The organism is Pantoea sp. MBD-2R (genome assembly GCF_039134845.1).
GTDB lineage: Bacteria > Pseudomonadota > Gammaproteobacteria > Enterobacterales > Enterobacteriaceae > Erwinia.
This window is the reverse complement of sequence record NZ_CP152417.1, coordinates 3,437,400-3,459,333: the sequence shown is the minus strand read 5'-3', so window position 1 is coordinate 3,459,333 and position 21,934 is coordinate 3,437,400. Positions and strand designations below refer to the sequence as shown.

The window sequence follows — 21,934 nt, the reverse complement described above, 5'->3', positions numbered from 1 at the left end:
TTGTTTTATACTCAATGCAGATAAAACAGGAGAGTGATATGAGTGAGACCTGCCCGGTTTGCCAGCAAAATCTGACTGCGGAAGAAGGACATTTCCACTGCACCCATTGTCAGCGCAATTTTGCCGCCAAGGCTATCTGCCCGGATTGCGAGCAATCTCTTCAGGTTTTGAAGGCCTGCGGCGCGGTTGATTACTTTTGTCCGAACGGTCACGGGCTGATTTCTAAAAAGCGCGTGGTTTTTAAGGCGTTAATAGAAACACTTTAGAAAGATAATCAGGCTAATAAGTGGCCTGATTAATGCCAGGTTAAATCCCTACAGTTAAGCGTATTATTTTCAGTAATATTTAATTTTTTAACACGACTGTTTCCTGGTTTGCTTTTTCTCATCCAGATAACTGCCTAATTTTCTGTAAGTTAATTAATTTCGGTATTTCCCGCGCATTTTTCCCCTTCAGCAAAAATGAATTATTCTTCTGGTGAACTATTTTTAGGCGGTTACACTCTCTGGAAGCCTATTGTCAAAAATTGCGGCTTTTGTGAACTTTGTTAAGTTTATGTTTATTAACTTACGAACCGCGTGGTACAATTTTGCCGTCCTTTGAAAGCCTTCTGTCGCGGAAACCCACGGCAGGCGTGCCTTTGGCAGGTACAGGACGGGATTTGACCCGTAACGAATTGTTAATGAAAGTAGGGTTCAAAGCATAATGTCTATTTCGTTCGTCACCTTCAGCGTGAGCGCTACCGGGGCGAAAAGAGAATAAAGATTGTGCTCAGGCGCTGTTTTTTTCAGGAGTATTTTGACCATGTCTCAAACGAATGCCCGGTCGTCAAAATGGCTGGGCTTATGGAGTATTGTGCTGGGGCTGTTATTACTGGCTACCGGCCTGTTCTTTGTGATTGGTGGCGGAAAACTGGTTTCGCTGGGTGGCAGCTGGTATTTCGTTATTGCCGGTATTTTTACCGTCATTTCCGCTATTCAGTTTTTCCGTCGTAAATCTTCCGCGGTAATAATCTTTGCGCTGGTGTTTATCGGTTCGGCTATCTGGGCCGTGCAGGAAGCGGGCATCGATTTCTGGCCGCTGGTCTCCCGTCTGATGACGCTGGCCGGTTTCCTGTTGCTGGCGGTTATCACTTTCCCTGCGCTGCGTAAGCACGAAGGCAAAACCTCAGCAGCTAAGCCTGCTTATACCGTTGCCGTTGTGCTGGTTGTAGGCCTGGTGGCGACGTTTATCCAGATGTTCCAGCCGCATGCGCCCGTTGCTAACGGTACAGAACTGCCGCTGACGCCGGTTAACAACGCTACCGAGCAGAAAAACTGGGACAACTACGGTAACACGCCTGGCGGAAGCCGCTTTGTGTCGCTGGATCAGATCACTCGCGATAACGTGAAGGATCTGAAAGTTGCCTGGACTTTCCATACCGGCGATATCCCGGAAAGCCCAACCGGCAACGGTGCGGAAGATCAGCAAACCCCTCTGCAAATTGGCGATGTCCTGTACCTTTGTACGCCACACAACAACATCATCGCGGTTAACGCCGACACCGGTAAAAAAATCTGGGAGCACGTCGTTAACGCCCAGGCAGAAGTGTGGAACCGCTGTCGCGGTCTGGCGTACTTTGATGCGACCAAACCACTGACCCAGCCTTCTGTGCCAGGCTCAACGCCTGTTCCACAGCCTGCGCTGGCCGCTGGCGATACCTGCCAGCGTCGTCTGCTGATGAACACCATCGACGCGCGCCTGATGGCTGTCAACGCCGACAACGGTGAGCTGTGCCAGAACTTTGGCGACCACGGCGTGGTTGACCTGAAAGCAGGCCTGGGTGAAGCACAGGATCCAAAATATCAGCTGACCTCAGCACCTACGCTGGCTGGAACGACCGTTGTGGTAGGGGGTCGCGTCGCGGATAACGTGCAGACCGATATGCCTGGCGGCGTAATTCGTGGTTTCGACGTGATTACTGGCGAAATGCGCTGGGCGTTCGACACCGGTAATGACGATCCAAATGCCAAATTGCAGGCGGGTCAGAACTATGCTCGCAGTACGCCAAACTCATGGGCACCCATGTCTTATGACCCAACCATGAACACCGTGTTCATGCCAATGGGTAGTTCGTCTGTTGACCTGTATGGCGCAACCCGTACCGCACTGAACCACAAATATGGTGCTTCTGTACTGGCGGTTGACGCCACTACCGGTAAAGAGAAGTGGGTTTATCAGACCGTGCACAACGATCTGTGGGACTTTGACCTGCCGATGCAGCCAAGCCTGATCGACTTCCCGCAGAAAGACGGCACCACCAAGCCTGCGGTTGTGATTGGCACCAAAGCCGGGCAGATCTACGTATTGGATCGCCTGACCGGCAAGCCGCTGACCGAAGTGAAAGAAGTCCCGGTTAAGAAAGGCAATATCCCGAACGAGCAGTACACGCCAACCCAGCCTAAGTCAGTGGGTATGCCGCAGATTGGTGCGGAGACGCTGAAAGAGTCTGATATGTGGGGCGCGACGCCGTTCGATCAGCTTGCCTGCCGTATCGGCTTTAAATCTATGCGTTACGATGGCCTGTATACCGTTCCGGGCACCGACAAGGCACTCAGCTTCCCTGGCTCTCTGGGCGGGATGAACTGGGGCAGCATGTCGACCGATCCGAACAATCACTACATCTTTGTCAACGACATGCGTCTTGGCCTGTGGGTGCAGATGATCCCAGCTAACACGGGTGCTATCGCGCGTGGCAGCAACGGTGGTGAAGCCATCAACACCGGTATGGGCGCCGTTCCGCTGAAAGGCACCCCGTATGCCGTAAACAAAAACCGCTTTATGTCGCCGCTGGGTATTCCTTGCCAGAAGCCGCCGTTTGGTACGCTTTCCGCCATCGATCTGAAAACGCAGAAGCTGGTGTGGCAGGTTCCGGTTGGTACCGTACAGGATACCGGACCGTTCGGTATTAAGATGCATGCACAGATGCCGGTAGGAATGCCGACGCTGGGTGGTACGCTGGCGACTCAGGGTGGACTGGTGTTCATCGCGGGAACGCAGGATTACTATCTGCGCGCGTTCGATACCTCAACCGGTAAAGAAGTGTGGAAAGCACGTCTGCCAGTGGGTAGCCAGGGCGGCCCAATCAGCTACAAGTCACCGAAAACAGGTAAGCAGTACATCCTGATTTCTGCCGGTGGCGCACGTCAGTCTCCAGACCGTGGCGACTACGTCATTGCTTACGCCCTGGATAAATAATTCAGGCTGAATAAAACAAAGCCCCTTCAGTGATGAAGGGGCTTTTTTTACGTCGTTTGACCAGGGTTATTGACCTTCCTTCCAGAGCTGAACCAGCTCGGGAGGCGCCTGATCTTCCGGGATCACGATGACAATACTGCCGATCTGATTGGGAGTAGCGTAGCTGATTTCAACACGGTAATAGCGCTGATCGCCTCTTCCGACACAACTTTGCTCTCCCGCAGGTTCACCCAAAGGCAATGCACGTCGCAGCACGCTACAAACGTGTTCCCGCTCGGGAGGATCCAGCTGTGCCAGCGCGAAACGTCTTGCGCCAGCCAGTTTAGGGATATAAGCAAAGCCGCCTTCGCGTGCCACGTCAATTACCGCGTCATCGCTCAGTTTCGGAAGGTTTTTCATCATAATACGCCGACCTCTTTCCACGCGTTCTCAATAGCCTGTCCCACTGAGCTATTAAACCGCGTCTGGCCGTGCCTGACTGTGAACTGCGCAAAGGTTTTGAAATCAGCATCCTGCGGCAGCTCTTTATCACAGACCGTATCGTACCAGGCATAACCCGCCAACTCCCAGGCATAGCCACCCAGCGCTTTTGCTGCCAGGTAAAAAGCCCGGTTAGGAATGCCTGAGTTGAGATGGACGCCGCCGTTGTCTTCACGCGTCTGCACGTAGCCTTTAATATCGGCTGGCTGAGGATCTTTACCCAGCAACGGATCGTCATAGGCCGTACCCGGCTCGGACATTGAGCGAAGCCCCTTGCCGTTAATCCCTTTTGCCAGCAGGCCTTCACCAATAATCCAGTCGGCCTGGTCCGCCGTTTGCTTGCGGCTGAACTGTTTGACCAGTGAACCAAACACGTCCGACAGCGACTCATTCAGCGCGCCTGCCTGCTCAAAATAGATTAGCCCGGCTTCGGTTTCCGTCACGCCGTGCGACAGTTCATGGCCGACAACATCCAGTGCAATAGTGAAACGATTAAAAATTTCGCCGTCGCCGTCACCAAAAACCATCTGCTGACCGTTCCAGAAGGCGTTTTGATAACCATCGCCATAGTGAACGGTGCCTTTTAGCGTCAGTCCCTGATTGTCCAGCGAGTTGCGCTGGTAGGCCTGCCAGAAAAAATCATAGGTGACGCCCAGATAATCATAGGCCTCGGTGGTTGCCACATCATTGGTTTGAGACTGGCCTTCGCTACGAACCAGCGTGCCAGGAAGGTTTTGGGTCTGCTCTGCGCTGTAAATCTCTCGCTGAACCTTACCTGCCGTTGCGGCTTGCGCACTTTGAGGTTTAGTCCAGGTTTCCGCCATCAGCGTCTGCACATGCGCCAGGGTATGACGCGCGCAGCTCTGTTGTTGCCCTGAGCCGTTGTCGATGATTTTACGCAGAATATAGGGAGGAATAACGCCATAATTCATACCATGCTCCTTGGTCAAAGTAATTGTCCAAAAAAGTATAGTACCCGTATTGCGTACGCACGGAGTAAACAAAAATTGACCAGTTTTTCGGACTAATCCATTAGCGAGATTTACGTTTCCTTAACGGTTCAATGGCCGTGACTTCGCTTTCGACCCAGCCATCGTCAAGGCGGGTTTTTAGCTTATCGCCGGTGTGCAGCTGGCGGGTTTTCTTCACCACTTTGCCGTCAGGCGCTGTCGTAACGCTGAATCCGCGAGCCAGCGTGGCCAGCGGACTGACGCCTTCAAGCTGCGCGACCTGTTTACCGAACTGCTGTTTGCCTTCGTTAAGCTGTTGCTGCATCGCCTGCTGTAGCCTGAACTGCCCGTTTTGCAGCTGTTGCTGCGCGCGATGAATACGCCCGGCGGGCTGATAAGCGACCAGACGCTGTTCAACGCGCTCCTGACGTCGTGTTGCCTGACGCAGACGGATTTGCATGGCATCGTCGAGACGGCGCTGGAGCTTCATCAGGGCCGTCTGCTGACGGGCCAGCCGCAGCTGTGGGTGCTGCTGCTGCAACCGATGATGCAGACGGGTGAACGTTCGGTTTTGCTGGGCGAGATAATAATCCATCGCCATTTCCAGCCGCGTTTGCTGTGACTGAAGCTGACGCAGGAGTTCAATCTGATTGCGGCTGACCAGTTCCGCCGCAGCGGAAGGGGTCGGCGCACGCAGATCGGCAACAAAATCGGCAATCGTCACGTCCGTTTCATGGCCAACGGCGCTGACAATCGGGATGCGGCTGGCAAAAATAGCGCGGGCGACGCGCTCGTCGTTAAAGCTCCAGAGATCTTCCAGCGAGCCGCCGCCACGGCCAACAATCAGCACGTCACACTCGGCGCGGCTGTTCGCCAGCTCGATTGCCCGGACAATGCTGGCTGGCGCTTCAGCGCCCTGTACCGGCGTAGGATAGATGATGACGGGCAACGAAGGGTCGCGACGATGGAGTACACGTAAAACATCGTGCAGCGCCGCGCCCGTTGAGGAGGTGATCACGCCGACCTGTCGCGCGGGATCGGGCAGCGGCTGCTTATGAATTTGTTCAAATAACCCTTCACTCATCAGTTTCTGCTTCAGCTGTTCGAACTGCTGTTGCAAAAGGCCGTCGCCAGCAGGGTGCATGCTCTCTGCAATCAGCTGGTAATCGCCACGCGGCTCGTAAAGCGTGATGGTAGCCCTGACCAGTACCTGTTGGCCATTTTGCGGCCGAAACGTGGCCCGCCGGTTGCTGTTGCGAAACATGGCGCAGCGAACCTGCGCGCCATCATCTTTCAGCGTGAAGTACCAGTGACCGGAGGAGGGCTGAGAAAAGTTGGAGATCTCAGCGCTCAGCCAGACCTGGCCCATTTCCATCTCCAGCAGCTTACGCACTGTCGTATTGAGACGGCTGACGGTAAAAATATTGGCGGTTGGCGGTAGCGACATGTGATGAGGATCAAACTTTAAATCAGAGGGTTAATTGACCGATACTACATTGCTCACCAGAGGGATCAAGAACTTTTCGTAAATAATGCTGGAGGCAATCGATTACGGCCTGTATAATGCCGCGGCAATATTTTACAAGTTCTCATTCACCCTGAGGTTGAGATATTGCCATGCTAAGAATCGCTAAAGAAGCCCTGACATTTGACGACGTTCTGCTCGTTCCCGCTCATTCGACTGTATTACCTAACACGGCCGACCTCAGCACCCAGCTCACCAAAACCATCCGTCTGAATATCCCTATGCTCTCCGCAGCCATGGATACCGTCACCGAAGCGGGCCTCGCGATTGCGCTGGCACAGGAAGGTGGTCTGGGCTTTATTCATAAAAACATGTCCATCGAGCGCCAGGCGGAAGAAGTTCGCAAGGTGAAGAAACACGAAAGCGGCGTTGTCACCGATCCGCAGACCGTGCTGCCAACGACCGCGCTGAGCGAAGTCCGCAAGCTGACCGAGCGTAACGGCTTTGCCGGTTATCCGGTGGTGAACGGCGAAAACGAGCTGGTGGGCATCATCACCGGTCGTGACGTGCGCTTTGTTACCGATATGAGCCTGCCGGTCTCTGCGGTCATGACGCCGAAAGAGCGTCTGGTGACGGTTCGCGAAGGCGAAGCGCGTGAAGTCGTGCTGCAAAAGATGCACGAAAAACGCATCGAGAAAGCGCTGGTAGTGGATGACAGCTTCCATCTGCTGGGCATGATCACCGTAAAAGATTTCCAGAAAGCCGAACGTAAACCGAACGCCTGTAAAGATCAGGAAGGCCGCCTGCGCGTTGGTGCAGCGGTAGGCGCAGGTGCAGGCAACGAAGAGCGCGTTGATGCGCTGGTTGCGGCAGGCGTTGACGTGCTGCTGATTGACTCCTCTCATGGTCATTCTGAAGGCGTTCTGCAACGCATTCGTGCTACCCGTGCTAAATATCCTGACCTGCAAATCGTGGGCGGTAACGTTGCGACCGGCGCTGGCGCACTGGCGCTGGTGGAAGCGGGCGTGAGCGCGGTAAAAGTGGGTATTGGCCCAGGCTCAATCTGTACCACTCGCATTGTCACCGGCGTGGGCGTTCCGCAGATCACCGCGGTTTCCGACGCGGTTGCCGCGCTGGAAGGCACCGGGATTCCTGTTATCGCCGATGGCGGTATCCGCTTCTCTGGCGACATCGCCAAAGCTATCGCGGCCGGCGCAAGCGCGGTCATGGTTGGCTCTATGCTGGCAGGAACGGATGAATCTCCGGGCGAAATCGAACTGTACCAGGGGCGTTCATTCAAGTCCTATCGCGGTATGGGTTCACTGGGCGCGATGTCTAAAGGCTCTTCAGACCGCTACTTCCAGACCGATAACGCTGCCGACAAACTGGTGCCGGAAGGTATCGAAGGCCGTGTGGCTTATAAAGGCTTCCTGAAAGCTATCGTGCATCAGCAAATGGGCGGCCTGCGTTCCTGTATGGGTCTGACCGGCTGTGCGACTATCGACGACCTGCGCACCAAAGCGGAATTTGTTCGCATCAGCGGCGCCGGTATCACCGAAAGCCACGTGCACGACGTGACCATCACCAAAGAGTCACCGAACTACCGCATGGGTTCCTGATAGCCCTGCTGCATACGCCCGGTCAGACCGGGCGTTTTAATTCATCCCTCTATTTGTAATATCGCCCTGGAATAGCTCAATGACGACGGAAAACATTCATAAACATCGCATACTGATCCTTGATTTCGGCTCGCAGTATACGCAGCTGGTTGCACGCCGCGTGCGTGAACTGGGCGTCTACTGTGAACTGTGGGCGTGGGACGTTACCGAAGAACAGATCCGCCAGTTCAACCCGAACGGCATCATTCTTTCCGGCGGCCCGGAAAGCACCACCGAACACGACAGCCCGCGCGCGCCAGATTATGTGTTTACCGCAGGCGTGCCGGTTCTGGGCGTCTGCTACGGCATGCAGACGATGGCGATGCAGCTGGGCGGCAAGGTTGAAGGTTCTAACGAACGTGAATTTGGCTATGCGCAGGTTGAAGTACAGACCAACAGCGCGCTGATCCGTGACATCGAAGATGCGATCGGCGCAGCGGGTAAACCGCTGCTGGACGTCTGGATGAGCCATGGCGACAAAGTGACCGCGATCCCTGCTGACTTCGTTACCGTTGCCAGCACCGACAGCTGCCCGTTTGCCATTATGGCCAACGAAGAGAAGCGTTTCTATGGCGTGCAGTTCCACCCGGAAGTGACGCATACCCGTCAGGGCCTGCGCATGCTGGAGCGTTTCGTGCTGGATATCTGCCAGTGTGAAGCCCTGTGGACCCCGGCTAAAATCATTGAGGATGCCGTTGAACGTCTGCGCGTGCAGGTGGGTAACGATAAAGTGATCCTTGGCCTCTCTGGCGGCGTGGACTCTTCCGTGACCGCGATGCTGCTGCACCGTGCGATTGGCGACCGTCTGACCTGCGTATTCGTGGATAACGGCCTGCTGCGTCTGAACGAAGCGGAGCAGGTGATGGAGATGTTTGGCGATCATTTCGGCCTGAACATCATCCATGTGGAGGGCGAAAAACGCTTCCTCGACGCGCTCGCAGGAACCGATGAGCCGGAAGCCAAGCGTAAGATTATTGGCCGCGTCTTTGTTGAAGTCTTCGATGAAGAAGCGCTGAAGCTGGAAGACGTGAAATGGCTGGCGCAGGGCACTATCTATCCTGACGTAATTGAATCTGCTGCTTCTGCTACCGGCAAAGCGCACGTCATCAAATCTCACCACAACGTGGGCGGCCTGCCGAAAGAGATGAAGATGGGGCTGGTTGAGCCTCTGCGCGAGCTGTTTAAAGATGAAGTGCGCAAAATCGGTCTGGAGCTGGGCCTGCCGCACGCGATGCTGTTCCGCCATCCGTTCCCGGGTCCGGGTCTGGGCGTTCGCGTGCTGGGCGAAGTGAAGAAAGAGTACTGCGACCTGCTGCGTCGCGCCGATGCTATCTTCATTGAAGAACTGCATAAGGCCGACCTGTATAACAAAGTCAGTCAGGCCTTTACCGTATTCCTGCCGGTTCGTTCCGTGGGCGTAATGGGCGACGGCCGTAAATATGACTGGGTTGTTTCGCTGCGCGCGGTAGAAACCATCGACTTTATGACCGCACACTGGGCGCATCTGCCGTATGAATTCCTTGGCCGCGTTTCTAACCGCATCATCAATGAAATCGACGGTATTTCCCGCGTGGTTTACGATATCTCTGGTAAGCCACCGGCCACGATTGAGTGGGAATGATTTAGCGTCTGGCTCAGACTGGCGCGAACAGATAAAAATTAGCCCGCATAATTGCGGGCTTTTTTACATATATAACTCAGTGCAGTAAAAACATCGTCGCCAGCCCGAGGAAGATAAAGAAGCCGCCGGTATCGGTGAGGGCGGTAATCAACACGCTGGAGCCGACGGCCGGATCGCGGTTGAGTTTGGTCATAATCAGCGGAATGAGTACGCCCATCAGCGCCGCCAGCAGCAGGTTAAGTACCATCGCCAGCATCATCACGCCGCCCAGTGCCGGATTGCCGTACATCGCCCAGGTCACGCCGCCCATAATACCGCCCCAGCACAGCCCGTTAATCAGCGCTACGCCCAGCTCACGTGCGATGAGGAAGGAGAAGTTGCCCGGCTCCACCTGATGCAGCGCCAGCGCACGAACAATCATGGTGATGGTTTGGTTGCCGGTGTTGCCGCCAATCCCGGCGACGATAGGCATCAGCGTCGCCAGCGCAACCAGCTGTGAAATGGTATCTTCAAACAGGCCGATGACCCGTGAGGCAACAAAAGCCGTACACAGGTTAACAGCCAGCCATGTCCAGCGCGTGCGAACCGCTTTGGTAACCGGGGCGAACACATCCTCATCCGGGTTCACGCCGCCCATTTTACGGATGCTGCTGTCGTTCTGCTCGTTCACCAGGTCGATGACGTCTTCAACGGTCACGCGACCCATCAGCTTGCCTTTGGCATCAATAACTGCCGCAGAAATCAGGTTATAACGTTCAAACGCGCCGGCGGCATCTTCCGCTTTATCATCAATCCGGAAGGTGGTGGGGCGATCGTTCATTACTTCCAGCACCAGTTTCTTCGGCTTGTTCAGCAAAATATCCGTTAGCGTCAGCTCGCCTAACAGCACGTTGTTTTCATCAGTAATAAACAGTTTATCGGTACCGTCCGGGATCGATTTTTTCCGCCGCAGGTAGCGCTGTACGGTCGCCAGCGTGACGTCTGCTGGCATGGTGACCAGCTTAAAATCGGTAATACGACCTACGCGATCCCGATCAAAATCCATCACTTCCAGCACGCGAGAACGCTGCTCAGGTTCCAGCGAAGTCAGCAGGCGGCCGGTTAAATCACGGGAGAGATATTTGGCAAGGTAGACCTGTTCATCAATATCCAGCGGTTCGATAGCGCGCAGCAAATCGCGATCGCTCATCTCTTCAATCAGGCTTTCCCAAACGCTTTCAGACGCCTCAACCAGCACCATCCCCCGGCGTTCGGTACTGACCAGCCGCCATAGCGCCAGTCGCTCGTCCTGTGGCAGCGCTTCCAGCAGGTCAGCAATATCTGCCGCGTGCAGCAAAGGAAGATACTGGGCGATTTCCTGAACCTGCTCCTCATGGGCGCGGGCTTCGGCATCGGTTTCTTTTAGCGGCCGCTCAAGGAGCGTATCGACCAGGTCGCCGTCGTTAAGTAATAAGTTAAGGATACGGCTACGAATCTCAGCAAGTTGCCGAGCATGTGAATGAGCTACAGACATATTAATTCCCTTGTGTCTGGCAAAATGCAGGTGTTGGACTAAGTATTGCTTAAAACGGGCAAAAAGAAGGGAAAAGCTGCATTTTTTCAGGCAACTCCCTATAGATAGACCGTACGGGTGAGCGTTATTTATTCACTGTGTTGGGTACACTCGCGTCCTGATGTTTTTGCTTATGATGTTCGATGGCGCCGGGAACCGCATAAATCAGCCTGCCGACTAAAAGAATAAAGCTTATGAGGAGAACGACGCGGGTCATCCTGCTGGTTTTCTGACGTTTAAATGACATGGCGTTATTCACGCATTTATCCTGGAGTAGCCCAAAGGCGGAAGAACAATTTACGCACAGCCCAATCGACAGGTCAATATCAACTCACCTCATCATTGACTGGGTTACGCGCCCGTTTTAAAGATAAAGGCTATTTTTAGCTAAACAACCGGCTATTGCTGCTAAAACCTTGAAATGGGTTGATGTGGATCAAATTTAACCGGACATTTATCCCTACTATGACGTGGCGCGCCAGCGCTATTGCTTTCCGATAACTGCTGGCAAGGCGTATCCGACCGCGCCTGTTTTTTTCGGCGCGCCCCTTTGTTCAGGCAGAGCCTGCCATCGACCAGCGAACACCATGTGCACCACAGCCCGGCTTAACCATTTCCGCAAAAGTCCCTGGGGCTTAGCCCTTATTCTGCCGCTGTTATTGATTCCCCTGACCACACATCTCTCGGTACGCTTGTGGGTGCTGGAAGGGTATGTCTATCTGATTTATCTGCCGCTGGCGGTAATGATCGCGCTAATGCTGGTCTACGACTGGGGCGCTTTGCCCGGTATTACGCTGGGGCTTTCATACTATTACTTCAACCGCTATGCCCCAGAACCCGCCAGTATCATTATCGGCATTTATCTGATTGTATTAGCGGCAGGGTGGAGCGGATATCGATTACAGGCCAGGCGAAGATGGTGTGTAGATTATGGCGAGCTGCGGCTGATGCCTGTACGACTATTGTGGCTGGTTTTTTTTATTCCCACGCTGTTTGGGCTGATGATGCAGATAGTCGCGGCAAGCGGCCTGATGCCACTAAAAGGCAGCGTTTTTTCCCGCGATCTTCTGTCGCTGCATACGCTGCTTAATCTTCAGTCAGTGATGCTCTCCAGCGTCACCATGGTGCAAATTTGCTATTTATTTATTCGTGGTCTGCGTAAGCCTGCCTTCTTTCGGATGATATTTCTGCGTATTCAGCGTCAGGCCGCCGCAGGCGTCAGCCGAATCGAATATCTTGCCTGGCTTTGTCTGCTGGTTTTCCTGTTGGCTATGCTGATGCAGCTGGACGCCACCCAGCGCAATTTGCTGAGTACGGATTATGGCTTGCCGCTGCTTCTGCCGCTGATGTTATGGGCCGCCGTCCGCTTTGGCTATCTGTTTACCGCCCTCAGCTGGGCATTGCTGCTGATGGTGCTCTATCAGCTCAGGGATCGTTTTCTGCATCCGTATACTGACCCGTATCATCTGGCGGTCATGTCGGCCAATCTGCTGATATTCAGCATGACCATACTGTTGATGGCCGCCGTTAGCACCCAACAGCGACGAGCGCTCAACCGGACGAAAAAAGCGGCATTAAACGATCCTGTGATGGGGCTGCCTAATCTGCGGGCGTTGAGTCTTGCGCTGGCCAACAGTTCCCGTTCCACGCTGTGCTTTATGACCATTCCCGAACTGGATCGTTTAAGCCGCACCTATGGATTGCGCTTGCGTATTCAGTACAAGCGCAGCCTGGCTAACCATTTGCGACCCTTGTTGCGCGCTGGAGAAGATATCTACCAGCTTCCAGGTTTTGATCTGGTCGTGCGGCTGGAGGACGACAATCATTTGACGCGGATAGAAAGCATCGCGGTGCGGCTACAGGACTATCGTTTGAGCTGGGACGGCCTGCCGGTTCATCTGAAAGTGGGCCTGAGCTATTGCCATATTCGGCCGCCGGTCAGCCACTTATATGAATTGCTGGGTGAGATGAGCGGCATGGCTGAAGCATCACTGACCAGCGGCGTTGCGGAGAATTTACAGCAGAATATAAGCCTGCCGGTCCAGTTTCGCATCAGCAAGAAAATCGCCTTACTGAATGATATCCAGCTGGCGCTAACATCGAACAGCTTTACGCTGATGGCGGAAAGAGCGTGTGGTGCCAGAGGTGATGATTATTATCATCTCCAGCTCTACCTGAATGACAGCTATGGCGAAAAGGTCGAATTTGAACGACTTTACCCGATAGTGAACGAATTTGGTTTGAACTGGCAGCTCGACCAGTGGGTTATCCGGCATACGTTGGGTTTTATTGATGCGCACCGGGGAACGCTGCCCGGTATCCGGTTTGCCATCAATCTGTTTGCCGCAAGCCTTTGCCGCCCGGGGCTGGTCACAGAGATTGAAACGCTGCTGCACGAATTTCAGGTTGAGCCCTGGCAGCTGATATTTGCCATAGAAGAATTACCGGTTCTGACGGATTACAGCTGGGGAAACCGTGCTATTGCTCAGTTACGTGCGCTGGGCTGCCGGATCGTGATCGATGATTTTGGGCAGGGTTACAACAGCTATGTGCGCCTGAAGGAAACCCAGGTGGATATGCTTAAAATCGACGGCAGCTTTGTGCGTAACATGCTGAACAGCAGCCTGGATTACCAAATCATCGAAGCAACATGCGTGATTGCCCGATCGAAAAAGATGCAGGTTATTGTTTGCTGCGTGGAGTCAGCAGAAGCGGATATTTTACTGCGTAAGCTGGGCGTGGATTACCTTCAGGGCAGCCTGTATGGCGAGCCTTGTCAGTTAGAATCGCTGGCACCAGCGTCGAATAACTGACGCTGGTGCTCAGGTTAATTTAATCCTTAACCTGCTCTTTTTTAGCAAGCAGCGTGGCGAAACGCAGCGCAATACGGTTGCCGCTTTCATCCGTGCGGTGCAGCTGTCCGACATGCTCGTTGTATTTGATGATATGCCATTTGCGATAATATTCACTCAGCTCGCCTGACTTGAAGGCGAACGGAAAACCGACGTTGCAGGGATAATCTTCCGTATCCATTGCCGCCACGATCAGGTTATAGCCGCCTCTTACCGTGCTTGCCTGCATATCGGCGATCAGCTGCGGAATGGTTTCCGGCTGTAAAAACATCATCACCACGGTGGAGAGCACCAGATCGTAAGCCCCGTTGAAACGCAGATCGTTGAGATCCTTTTCTGCGGTATGGATCTGCGAGAGATGCTCCTCTGCAACGATCTGATCCAGACGAGCCAGGCTGGCGGCATTGCGATCCCAGGCCGTCACCTCAAATCCTTTCAGATTGAGAAAAAGCGTATTGCGGCCGCTGCCACAGCCGATATCAAGCGCCCGACCGGGGGCGATTAACTCGGCTGCGGCCACCACTTCTGAATGCGGAGCCGTGAGCTGATATTTCTCGCTGTAGTAATGAGCGGCTTTCATTCGTCAGACTCTTCAATCATCAGCTGCCAGCCGGTTACATCCTTCCAGTAGCTTTGTTCACGCTCCAAATCGAGCTGCACAAGATTGTTTTGGCTGAAGTAATCGCGAGGAAAAGTCAGCGTCCAGTGACCATCATCGGTGGTCAGTTTCAGGGTTTCCGGGGTAGAGGTGGCCTGGCGCTGATTGTTTAACAGGGTGCCAAGACGCAGCAAAAATACCAGCGGCAAAAACTGCTTCTTCTTGAACAGCGTCAGCCTTGGCATCTCTTCCGTTTTCACCGCTTTACGGTGGAAACGAACCAGCGTGGCCAGCAGCGTTTGCTGATCCTGATTGAAGCCGGGCAAATTGGTGTTTTGCAGAATATAGGACGAGTGACGATGCAGACCGCTGTGGTTAATCGTCAGGCCCACCTCATACAGCATCGCCGCCCATTTTAACAACGCAGAGAGCTGAGGATTCGCCTGTTTCGGATTCTGCTCCCGCCATTGCTGATAAAGCCGATCGGTAGTTTCCAGCACGCGCCTGGCCTGATCGCTGTCGATAGCATAGTGATTAGCCAGGCTTTGCGCGGTGCGGCTGCGAATGTCCTGGTGACGGAAGCGGCCTTCCATCTCATAGAGAACGCCTTCACGCAGCGCACCATCGGAAAGCCGCAGCTCACGAATAGCCAGCGCATCAAAAACGCCGCACAGAATCGCGAGGCCAGGGATAAACACCGCTTTGCGTTCGTCAGAAAGGCCGGGCAGGCTGAGGCTGTCGAAAGATTTATGCTTAACCACCTCGTCGTAGAGCATTTCCAGCCGCTCTGGCGTGATCAGCTTGTCTTTCTCACCCATCGCCTGGAGCACTTCGCAGGTCGCCTTAATCGTGCCGGACGCGCCCAGCGCATACTGCCAGCCCAGCAAACGATATTGCCATGAGAGCGTTTCCAGTTTTTGCGTGGCGGCCAGACGAGCGCGACGGAAATTCTCCTTGCTGATGACGCCGCCCGGGAAATAGAGATTGGCAAAGCTGACGCAGCCCATGCGGCGGCTTTCTACCAGCTTGGGTTCAAAATCTTCGCCAATGACCAGTTCGGTGGATCCCCCACCGATATCAATCACCAGCTTACGGCCTTTTTCCGGCTGCGTATGTTCAACGCCCATAAAGATCAGGCGCGCTTCTTCATGCCCGGAGATCACTTCGATCGGGTAGGGGATAACATCGGCCGCGCGTTGCAGAAATTCTTCCGCGTTAACCGCCTGACGCAGGGTATGGGTGCCGACAATCGTCACATTCGCCGGGCTGAAGCCCTGTAAGCGTTCAGCAAACAGCGCCAGGCAGCTCAGGCCGCGCTGGATCGCTTCTTCACTAAGCCGGTTCTGGTGATCCAGCCCATCGGCCAGATGGACCCGCTGTTTCAGTCTGCCGAGCACCTGCATGGCGCCATCGACCACGCGGGCAATCACCATGTGAAAACTGTTCGAGCCTAAATCGATAGCAGCGAATTCCTGTGGTTTAGGCGTATTTTTCTGGGATATTGGCATAGTGAATTAGTCAGGTTGTTCCAGAGTTTTAATGTAATCGTAAATAGCCAGCTGCGCGCGCACCTTACGGCGGTTGCCGCGCGGAACATAACGATTGCTCAGTTCTTTATCTACGAAGCGCGCTTTAAGCGTATCACTGAAGAGGATGCCAATAATATCCAGCACCCGCTGTTTCAGAATAGGGTCAAGGATGGCGCAGGCAACTTCAATGCGATAATCGATATTGCGGGTCATCCAGTCTGCGGAAGAAAGGTAGACTTTTTTGTCACCGGCATTATCAAAAATATAGACGCGATCGTGCTCAAGATAGCGGTCGACGATGCTGATGACGCGAATATTTTCGCTAATCCCTTCAAGATTGGGGATCAGCGAACACATACCACGGATAAGCAGATTGACCTTCACGCCCACGCTGGAGGCGGTGTAAAGACGATCCACCAGGCCTTTGTCGACCAGGTTATTGACCTTCAGCGTAATGCCTGCCTGAATGCCTTTCTGCGCATTGGCGATTTCCGTATCGATCAGCTGATAAAGCATCTGCCGGGAGTTCTGCGGTGACACCATCAGGTGTTCAAACGTAACCGGACGATAGGGGTTCTCAATAAAGTTAAACACCCGGCGCACTTCATTGGTAATGCGGGCATCGGCGGTCAGCAGCGAGTAGTCGGTATAAATTCTTGCCGTCTTTTCGTTAAAGTTCCCGGTGCCGATATGCGCATAGCGCACGATTTCGCCGTTTTCGCGACGGGAAATCAAAAACAGCTTGGCGTGAATTTTCAGTCCCGGCGCGGAGAAGATCACGTGAACGCCCGCTTCGGTCAGGCGTTTTGCCCAGTGGATATTGGCTTCTTCATCAAAGCGCGCCTGTAGCTCGACCACAACGGTGACTTTTTTACCGTTGTGGGCGGCGTGGATCATCGCATCGATAATGCGGGAGTTTTTCGCGACGCGATAAATATTAATTTTAATCGCCAGCACTGCCGGATCGAAAGAGGCCTGACGCAGCAGTTCCAGCACGTGCTCAAACGTGTGATACGGGTAGTAGAGCAGCACGTCGCGGTTGCGGATAGCATCGAAGCCATTACGGAAGCGATCAAACCAGATATGACGCAGCTGCGGCAGCGGTTTGTTGACCAGATTGGCTTTACCGACGTTAGGGAAGCCGATGAAATCCTTAAAATTATGATAGCGGCCGCCCGGCACAATCGAATCATAATTGCTGATATTGAGTTTTTTACTCAGCATCTCAACCATGGCATCCGGCATATCACGCTGATAAACAAAGCGCACCGGTTCAGCCGTCAGACGCTGCTTCAGGCTGGAAGACATCAGCTCCAGCAGGCTGGACTCCATCTCAGTGACCAGATCGTATTCCGCATCGCGCGTCATCTTCATCGAGTAGGCATTCAGCGCATCGTAATCAAAGAAGCCGCGGAAAATATCGCCCAGGCAATAGCGAAGAATGTTGTCCAGCAGGATCATTGGCTTACGGCGACGCGGCGTTTCCGGCGGCAGGTTAACGAAGCGCGGCACCTTATCGGAAGGAATTTCCAGCAGCGCGTAGTTAATGTCCTCGCCACGGATGATCTCAACGGCCAGATAGGTGTAATCATCCTTCAGGAATTCGATCAGGTCTGTATCGTGGTTAATCAGAATGGGCGTGATGTGCTGGCGCAGCTCGTGCTTGAAATAGTGGCGCAGCCAGTTTTGCTGGTTTGGCGAGAGCTGGCGTTCGTTGATCAGGAAAATTTGATTACGCGCCATCTCCAGCAGCAAATCATTATAGAGACCATCAAACTCCTGATCTGCCTTCAGAACCCGCGCCTGGATTTTTTTTAGCAGGTGACGAGGCGTACTGGGCGAGCCTTGCTCTTCGCCAATCAGAATACGGCGTTTCAGGTCAGCAAAACGCACCTTATAAAACTCTTCCAGATTATTGGAGTAAATCCCCAAAAAGCGCATACGCTCAATAAGAGGATTGGTTTTATCTGCCGCTTCCTGTAAAACGCGTTCGTTAAATGATAACCAGCTTAATTCTTTTTCAATGTAGAGCTTTTCCTGACCCATTTTTACTCCGTTGCACAGATTCCCGTCAAAAACCAGGCATTGTCTTATGCCATTATTGCGGGAGTATGACGGCGATGTCTATCGAGAATGCTGATTGTCTTATTAACGACATACGGGCAACATACGCTGCTGAAATGTCCCCTAAAGTGAAAAATGGCATGACTCCAACCCCCATTCCTGCACAATTTAATGACGGTCGCCGACGCATCATTGACCGGTTAACCCGCTATCTGGTGATGGCGTGCGGGCTGGCGATTCTGCTGGTGATGCTGTTGCTGTTTGTCTGGCTGGTTTGGGTTGTCGTCCCGCTGTTTTCTTCTCCCACGATAACCAGCAGTAAAGAGATTGCCCTGACACAATCCACTGCTGCCGTGGCAATGGGAACGGATGCGCAGCAGAAATGGGGATGGCGCATTGATGAACACGGACAGGCAGAGTTTATTCCGCTGGACAGTCAGCCTGCTTATACCCCGCTGGCGCTGTCTCAGGGTACGGTCACGGCCGCAACCTCAGCCGATAACGGCAGCGTGCTGTTAAAAACCCCGGCCGGCCTGCTGGTGGTGGAGCCTGACTTCAGCGCGTTGAATGTGGATAAAGCGCCACGCTGGACGTTTCCGCTGGGTGACCGGCCGCTGAGCGTGGGCGATCCGTCAGCAACACTGATGGCGCTGGCGCACCCTGATGAGCAACACTGGCTGATTGCTCAGGCCAGCCCGCAGCAGATTACGCTGTCACGGTTGCAGCCGGCGCAAAATGCGGTGAATAACACCGTCGCCATAGCGGATATTCGTCAGCTGCTGCTGGCACCCGATGGTCAGCTGTTGTACGGCCTCTCGGGCAATATTCTGCGCGTCTGGCGCATCACTTCTGAGGGGCTTGAGCTTCGCGATAGCCAAACCTTTGCGCAGCCGCCGGAGCGGATAGCGCTGCTCAGCGGCGGGAGTACGCTGCTGGTGGTCGATGCGAGAGGGATCTCACAGTGGTTTGATATCGCCAGCGAAACCGGCCCGCATTTACGCTTTATACATTATTTTGCTGGCGCAAAGGCTGAGAAGCTGCTGCTGACAGAGGCCCATCGCCGCGTATTCGCCACGCTTGCTCCCTCAGGAGCGTTAGCGCTGTTTTCCAGTAAGCGAAACGGCGTGCTTTTCTCGCATCAGCTGGGAGCGGGCATTACGAACGCGATTTTCTCCCCGCGCGGCGATGGCTTAGTGATTGAGCGCGCAGGCCGCTGGCAACATTTTCTGATAGCCGATCCGTGGCCGGATATCAGCTGGCGGAACCTGTGGCAAAAAGTCTGGTACGAACACTATCCTGCGCCAGACTATGTCTGGCAGTCCACGTCGGCAAATGATGACTATCAGGGCAAATTCAGCCTGGTCCCGATGGTCGTGGGCACGCTAAAGGCGGCCGGGCTGGCGATGCTGTTTGCCACGCCGCTGGCGCTGGCGGCAGCAATCTATACCGCCTGGTTTATGGCGCCTGCCCTGCGACGCTGGGTGAAACCGGCAATAGAGATGATGGGGGCGTTGCCCAGCGTAGTCATTGGGCTGATCGCCGGTATATGGCTGGCCCCCATCCTGGCTGAGCGGCTGCTGGGCCTGTTGTTGTTGCCAGGGGTTCTGACGATAACGCTGCTGCTGTGTGGCTGGCTCTCGCAGCGCCTGGCGCCGCAGTGGCGTCGGCGCTTATGTGCCGAAGGGCGTGAAATCTGGATTTTGTTGCCGCTGCTGCTGCTGGCATCGCTGTTCTGCGTGTGGGCCATTCCTTTACTGGAACAGAGCCTGACGGGTCAGAGCCTTGCCAGCCGCCTCAGCGGCGGCTATCAGCAACGCAATTTATTGATAGCGGGCGTGGCGATGGGCTTCGCGCTGGTGCCGTTGATTTTTACCCTGGCGGAAGATGCCATTTTCAGCGTCCCGCCTGCGTTAGGGCAGGGATCGCTGGCGCTGGGCGCTACGCCATGGCAGACGCTCACCCGCGTGGTGTTGCCCGGCGCATCGGCAGGTATTTTTGCCGCGCTGATGATCGGTTTTGGCCGGGCAATAGGGGAAACGATGATCGTGCTGATGGCCACGGGCAACACGCCGGTTACGGAGGGCGGCCTGCTGCATGGCGTACGTAGCCTCGCGGCAAATGTGGCGATTGAAATGCCGGAAGCGGCGGCGGGAAGTGGGCATTATCGCGTGCTGTTCCTCAGTGCACTGGTGCTGCTGGTCTTTACGCTGGTGATCAATACGCTTGCCGAACTGGTTCGTCAGCGGCTGCGACAGCGCTTTGGTCAGCAGGAGATGCAGGGATGAGTGCGGTAAAGAACAATCACCGTTGGCGATGGCTGACGGCGGGCGCGGTCGCCGTCAGCCTGCTGGCTTTTATCCTGCTGATTTTATTATTGGGCATGACCGGTTTACGCTATTTCTGGCCACAGCCGGTCACGCTCTTTACGCTTCAAAAACCAGCAGGGCAAACGCTGATGCTGGGTGAGCAGGTGAGCGCCGGGCGGGTTTCACGTCAGCAGCTGCTGGACAGTGGCGTCTCCCTGCCATCATCGCTGCCGGAAGAGGTGACGCGCTACCTGATTAAAACCGGGAATCGCGACTTTGCCGACACCGATTTCCACAGTCTGTTGAGCAGTGAAATTATTGATGAAAACTATCCCAGCGGCGTCATTGCGCTCCAGCGAAGAAGCGGCGGTATGGCGTATGGCTGGTTTGATGGCCTGCTGGAAAACGGCCAGCCGCTGATAGCAAAAAATATGATGCAGGTGCTGCAACAGAGGATTAAACAAACTCGCGAGCGCCAAAAACAGGCCGATGCTATCCGGCGCGTCAGCATGGCAAAACTGAACAGCGAAATGGAGCAGCTGGCAGAGCAGCAGCGGCATTTGAAACAGCAGCATCGCTATACTGCCCAGGCCGAGTCGATTCATCAGGCGGACAGTGCTGAAATTCAGCGACAGTTTGCCGCTAAGGCAAATCAGCTGATTGCGCTGAATAATGAAAGCGCAAGCACGGTGCTGATCCTGCGCGATGTTCACGGGCTACAGCATCAGGTACCGCTGAGTAATATCATGGCGGCCTGGTATCCTAATGCCATGAGCTACGGTGAAAAATGGCAGCATTTCCTGCTGCAGCTCTGGCATTTCGTTAGCGGATCTTCAGGCAGTAGTTTGGGAGATGAAGGGGTATTTCCGGCTATTTTCGGCACGGTATTGATGGTGCTACTGATGTCGGTCGTGGTCATGCCGCTGGGGGTGATTGCAGCAATCTGGCTGCATGAGTATGCCGGAAACAGCCTGATGACCCGGCTGGTACGCATTGCGGTAGTCAATCTGGCTGGGGTACCGTCCATCGTTTATGGCGTATTTGGGCTGGGCTTTTTTGTCTGGCTGGTTGGCGGCAGTCTCGATCAGCTGTTTTTCGCCAGCGCTTTACCCAATCCTACCTTCGGGACTCCAGGCCTGCTATGGGCGTCCCTGACGCTGGCGCTTCTGACCTTACCGGTAGTGATTGTGGCTACCGAAGAGGGGCTTTCGCGCATTCCGCAATCGCTGCGCCAGGGATCGCTGGCGCTGGGCGCAACGCAGGCGGAAACGTTGTGGCACGTTACGCTGCCTCTGGCGATACCGGCCATGTTAACCGGACTGATCCTCGCCGTGGCCCGAGCCGCGGGCGAAACCGCGCCGCTGATGCTGGTGGGCGTGGTAAAAATGGTGCCGGAGCTGCCGGTGGATTCGATTTTTCCGTATCTGCACCTGGATCGCAAATTTATGCATCTCGGGTTTCAAATCTATGACCTGGCTTTCCAGAGTCCAAATGCGCAGGCCGATCGCCCGCTGGTTTTTGCCACAGCGCTGCTGCTGGTGATCATTATCCTGGCGTTGAATCTGTTAGCGATGGCACTGCGTCATCGTCTGCGCGAGCGCTATCGCGCGCTGATGAATTAA

The 21,934-nt window shown here is 54.4% G+C and carries 15 protein-coding genes; 7 read left to right on the top strand and 8 right to left on the bottom strand.

All coding sequences use genetic code 11. The annotated features are described in order from the left end of the window. Nucleotides 1-38 precede the first annotated feature (38 nt). Together AAGQ96_RS15830 and AAGQ96_RS15825 are read left to right on the top strand one after the other, a co-directional pair. Complete coding sequence (locus AAGQ96_RS15830; RefSeq protein ID WP_147199178.1) at nt 39-266, top strand: zinc ribbon domain-containing protein; 228 nt, start codon at nt 39-41, stop codon at nt 264-266. Between the two features lie 538 nt (nt 267-804). Next, nucleotides 805-3,237 carry a glucose/quinate/shikimate family membrane-bound PQQ-dependent dehydrogenase gene (locus tag AAGQ96_RS15825; RefSeq protein WP_342754015.1) on the top strand — a complete coding sequence of 811 codons (2,433 nt, stop codon included), beginning with the start codon at nt 805-807 and terminating at the stop codon, nt 3,235-3,237. 66 nt (nt 3,238-3,303) lie between these two features. Here the strand turns inward: AAGQ96_RS15825 and AAGQ96_RS15820 are convergent, their stop codons facing one another. The 3 genes from AAGQ96_RS15820 to xseA all read right to left on the bottom strand — a co-directional run bounded on the left by AAGQ96_RS15820 (nt 3,304) and on the right by xseA (nt 6,114). Next, nucleotides 3,304-3,636, bottom strand: a complete 333-nt coding sequence (locus AAGQ96_RS15820; protein ID WP_147200658.1) for a protealysin inhibitor emfourin — start codon at nt 3,634-3,636, stop codon at nt 3,304-3,306. Further along, on the bottom strand, nt 3,636-4,649 hold the full coding sequence (locus AAGQ96_RS15815) for a M4 family metallopeptidase (protein WP_342754014.1): 1,014 nt from the start codon (nt 4,647-4,649) through the stop codon (nt 3,636-3,638). The genes AAGQ96_RS15820 and AAGQ96_RS15815 overlap by 1 nt, the downstream gene beginning before the upstream one ends. Nucleotides 4,650-4,749: 100 nt before the next feature. Further along, nucleotides 4,750-6,114, bottom strand: a complete 1,365-nt coding sequence (xseA, locus tag AAGQ96_RS15810) for an exodeoxyribonuclease VII large subunit (protein ID WP_147199173.1) — start codon at nt 6,112-6,114, stop codon at nt 4,750-4,752. A gap of 170 nt (nt 6,115-6,284) precedes the next feature. On the opposite strand from xseA, the gene guaB reads away from it, so the two are divergent. After that, nucleotides 6,285-7,751, top strand: a complete 1,467-nt coding sequence (guaB, locus tag AAGQ96_RS15805; protein WP_147199171.1) for an IMP dehydrogenase — start codon at nt 6,285-6,287, stop codon at nt 7,749-7,751. A 79-nt stretch (nt 7,752-7,830) separates the two neighbouring features. Continuing rightward, nucleotides 7,831-9,411, top strand: a complete 1,581-nt coding sequence (guaA, locus tag AAGQ96_RS15800; RefSeq protein WP_147199170.1) for a glutamine-hydrolyzing GMP synthase — start codon at nt 7,831-7,833, stop codon at nt 9,409-9,411. Between the two features lie 76 nt (nt 9,412-9,487). On the opposite strand, the gene mgtE is transcribed toward guaA, so the two are convergent. Both mgtE and AAGQ96_RS15790 read right to left on the bottom strand, forming a co-directional pair. Beyond that, complete coding sequence (gene mgtE / locus AAGQ96_RS15795; protein WP_147199168.1) at nt 9,488-10,924, bottom strand: magnesium transporter; 1,437 nt, start codon at nt 10,922-10,924, stop codon at nt 9,488-9,490. Nucleotides 10,925-11,048: 124 nt separating this feature from the next. Continuing rightward, a complete protein-coding gene (locus tag AAGQ96_RS15790; protein WP_147199167.1) occupies nt 11,049-11,222 on the bottom strand; it encodes a YfgG family protein in 174 nt (57 codons plus the stop codon). 328 nt (nt 11,223-11,550) lie between these two features. Here AAGQ96_RS15790 and AAGQ96_RS15785 point away from each other — a divergent pair, with 328 nt between their 5' ends. Continuing rightward, nucleotides 11,551-13,776 carry an EAL domain-containing protein gene (locus AAGQ96_RS15785; protein WP_342754013.1) on the top strand — a complete coding sequence of 742 codons (2,226 nt, stop codon included), beginning with the start codon at nt 11,551-11,553 and terminating at the stop codon, nt 13,774-13,776. Between the two features lie 19 nt (nt 13,777-13,795). On the opposite strand, the gene tehB is transcribed toward AAGQ96_RS15785, so the two are convergent. From tehB to ppk1, 3 genes are read right to left on the bottom strand one after another with little or no spacing between them, the layout of a single operon-like run. Next, entirely contained in the window at nt 13,796-14,395 is a 600-nt protein-coding gene (tehB, locus tag AAGQ96_RS15780) for a tellurite resistance methyltransferase TehB (RefSeq protein WP_147199165.1), read from the bottom strand. Next, entirely contained in the window at nt 14,392-15,921 is a 1,530-nt protein-coding gene (ppx, locus tag AAGQ96_RS15775; protein ID WP_147199164.1) for an exopolyphosphatase, read from the bottom strand. Before ppx ends, tehB begins: the two co-directional genes overlap by 4 nt. Before the next feature lie 6 nt (nt 15,922-15,927). Then, on the bottom strand, nt 15,928-17,988 hold the full coding sequence (gene ppk1, locus AAGQ96_RS15770; RefSeq protein WP_147199163.1) for a polyphosphate kinase 1: 2,061 nt from the start codon (nt 17,986-17,988) through the stop codon (nt 15,928-15,930). Between the two features lie 158 nt (nt 17,989-18,146). Here ppk1 and AAGQ96_RS15765 point away from each other — a divergent pair, with 158 nt between their 5' ends. Further along, on the top strand, nt 18,147-20,291 hold the full coding sequence (locus tag AAGQ96_RS15765) for an ABC transporter permease subunit (RefSeq protein WP_147199162.1): 2,145 nt from the start codon (nt 18,147-18,149) through the stop codon (nt 20,289-20,291). Further along, entirely contained in the window at nt 20,288-21,934 is a 1,647-nt protein-coding gene (gene pstA, locus AAGQ96_RS15760) for a phosphate ABC transporter permease PstA (protein WP_147199161.1), read from the top strand. Before AAGQ96_RS15765 ends, pstA begins: the two co-directional genes overlap by 4 nt.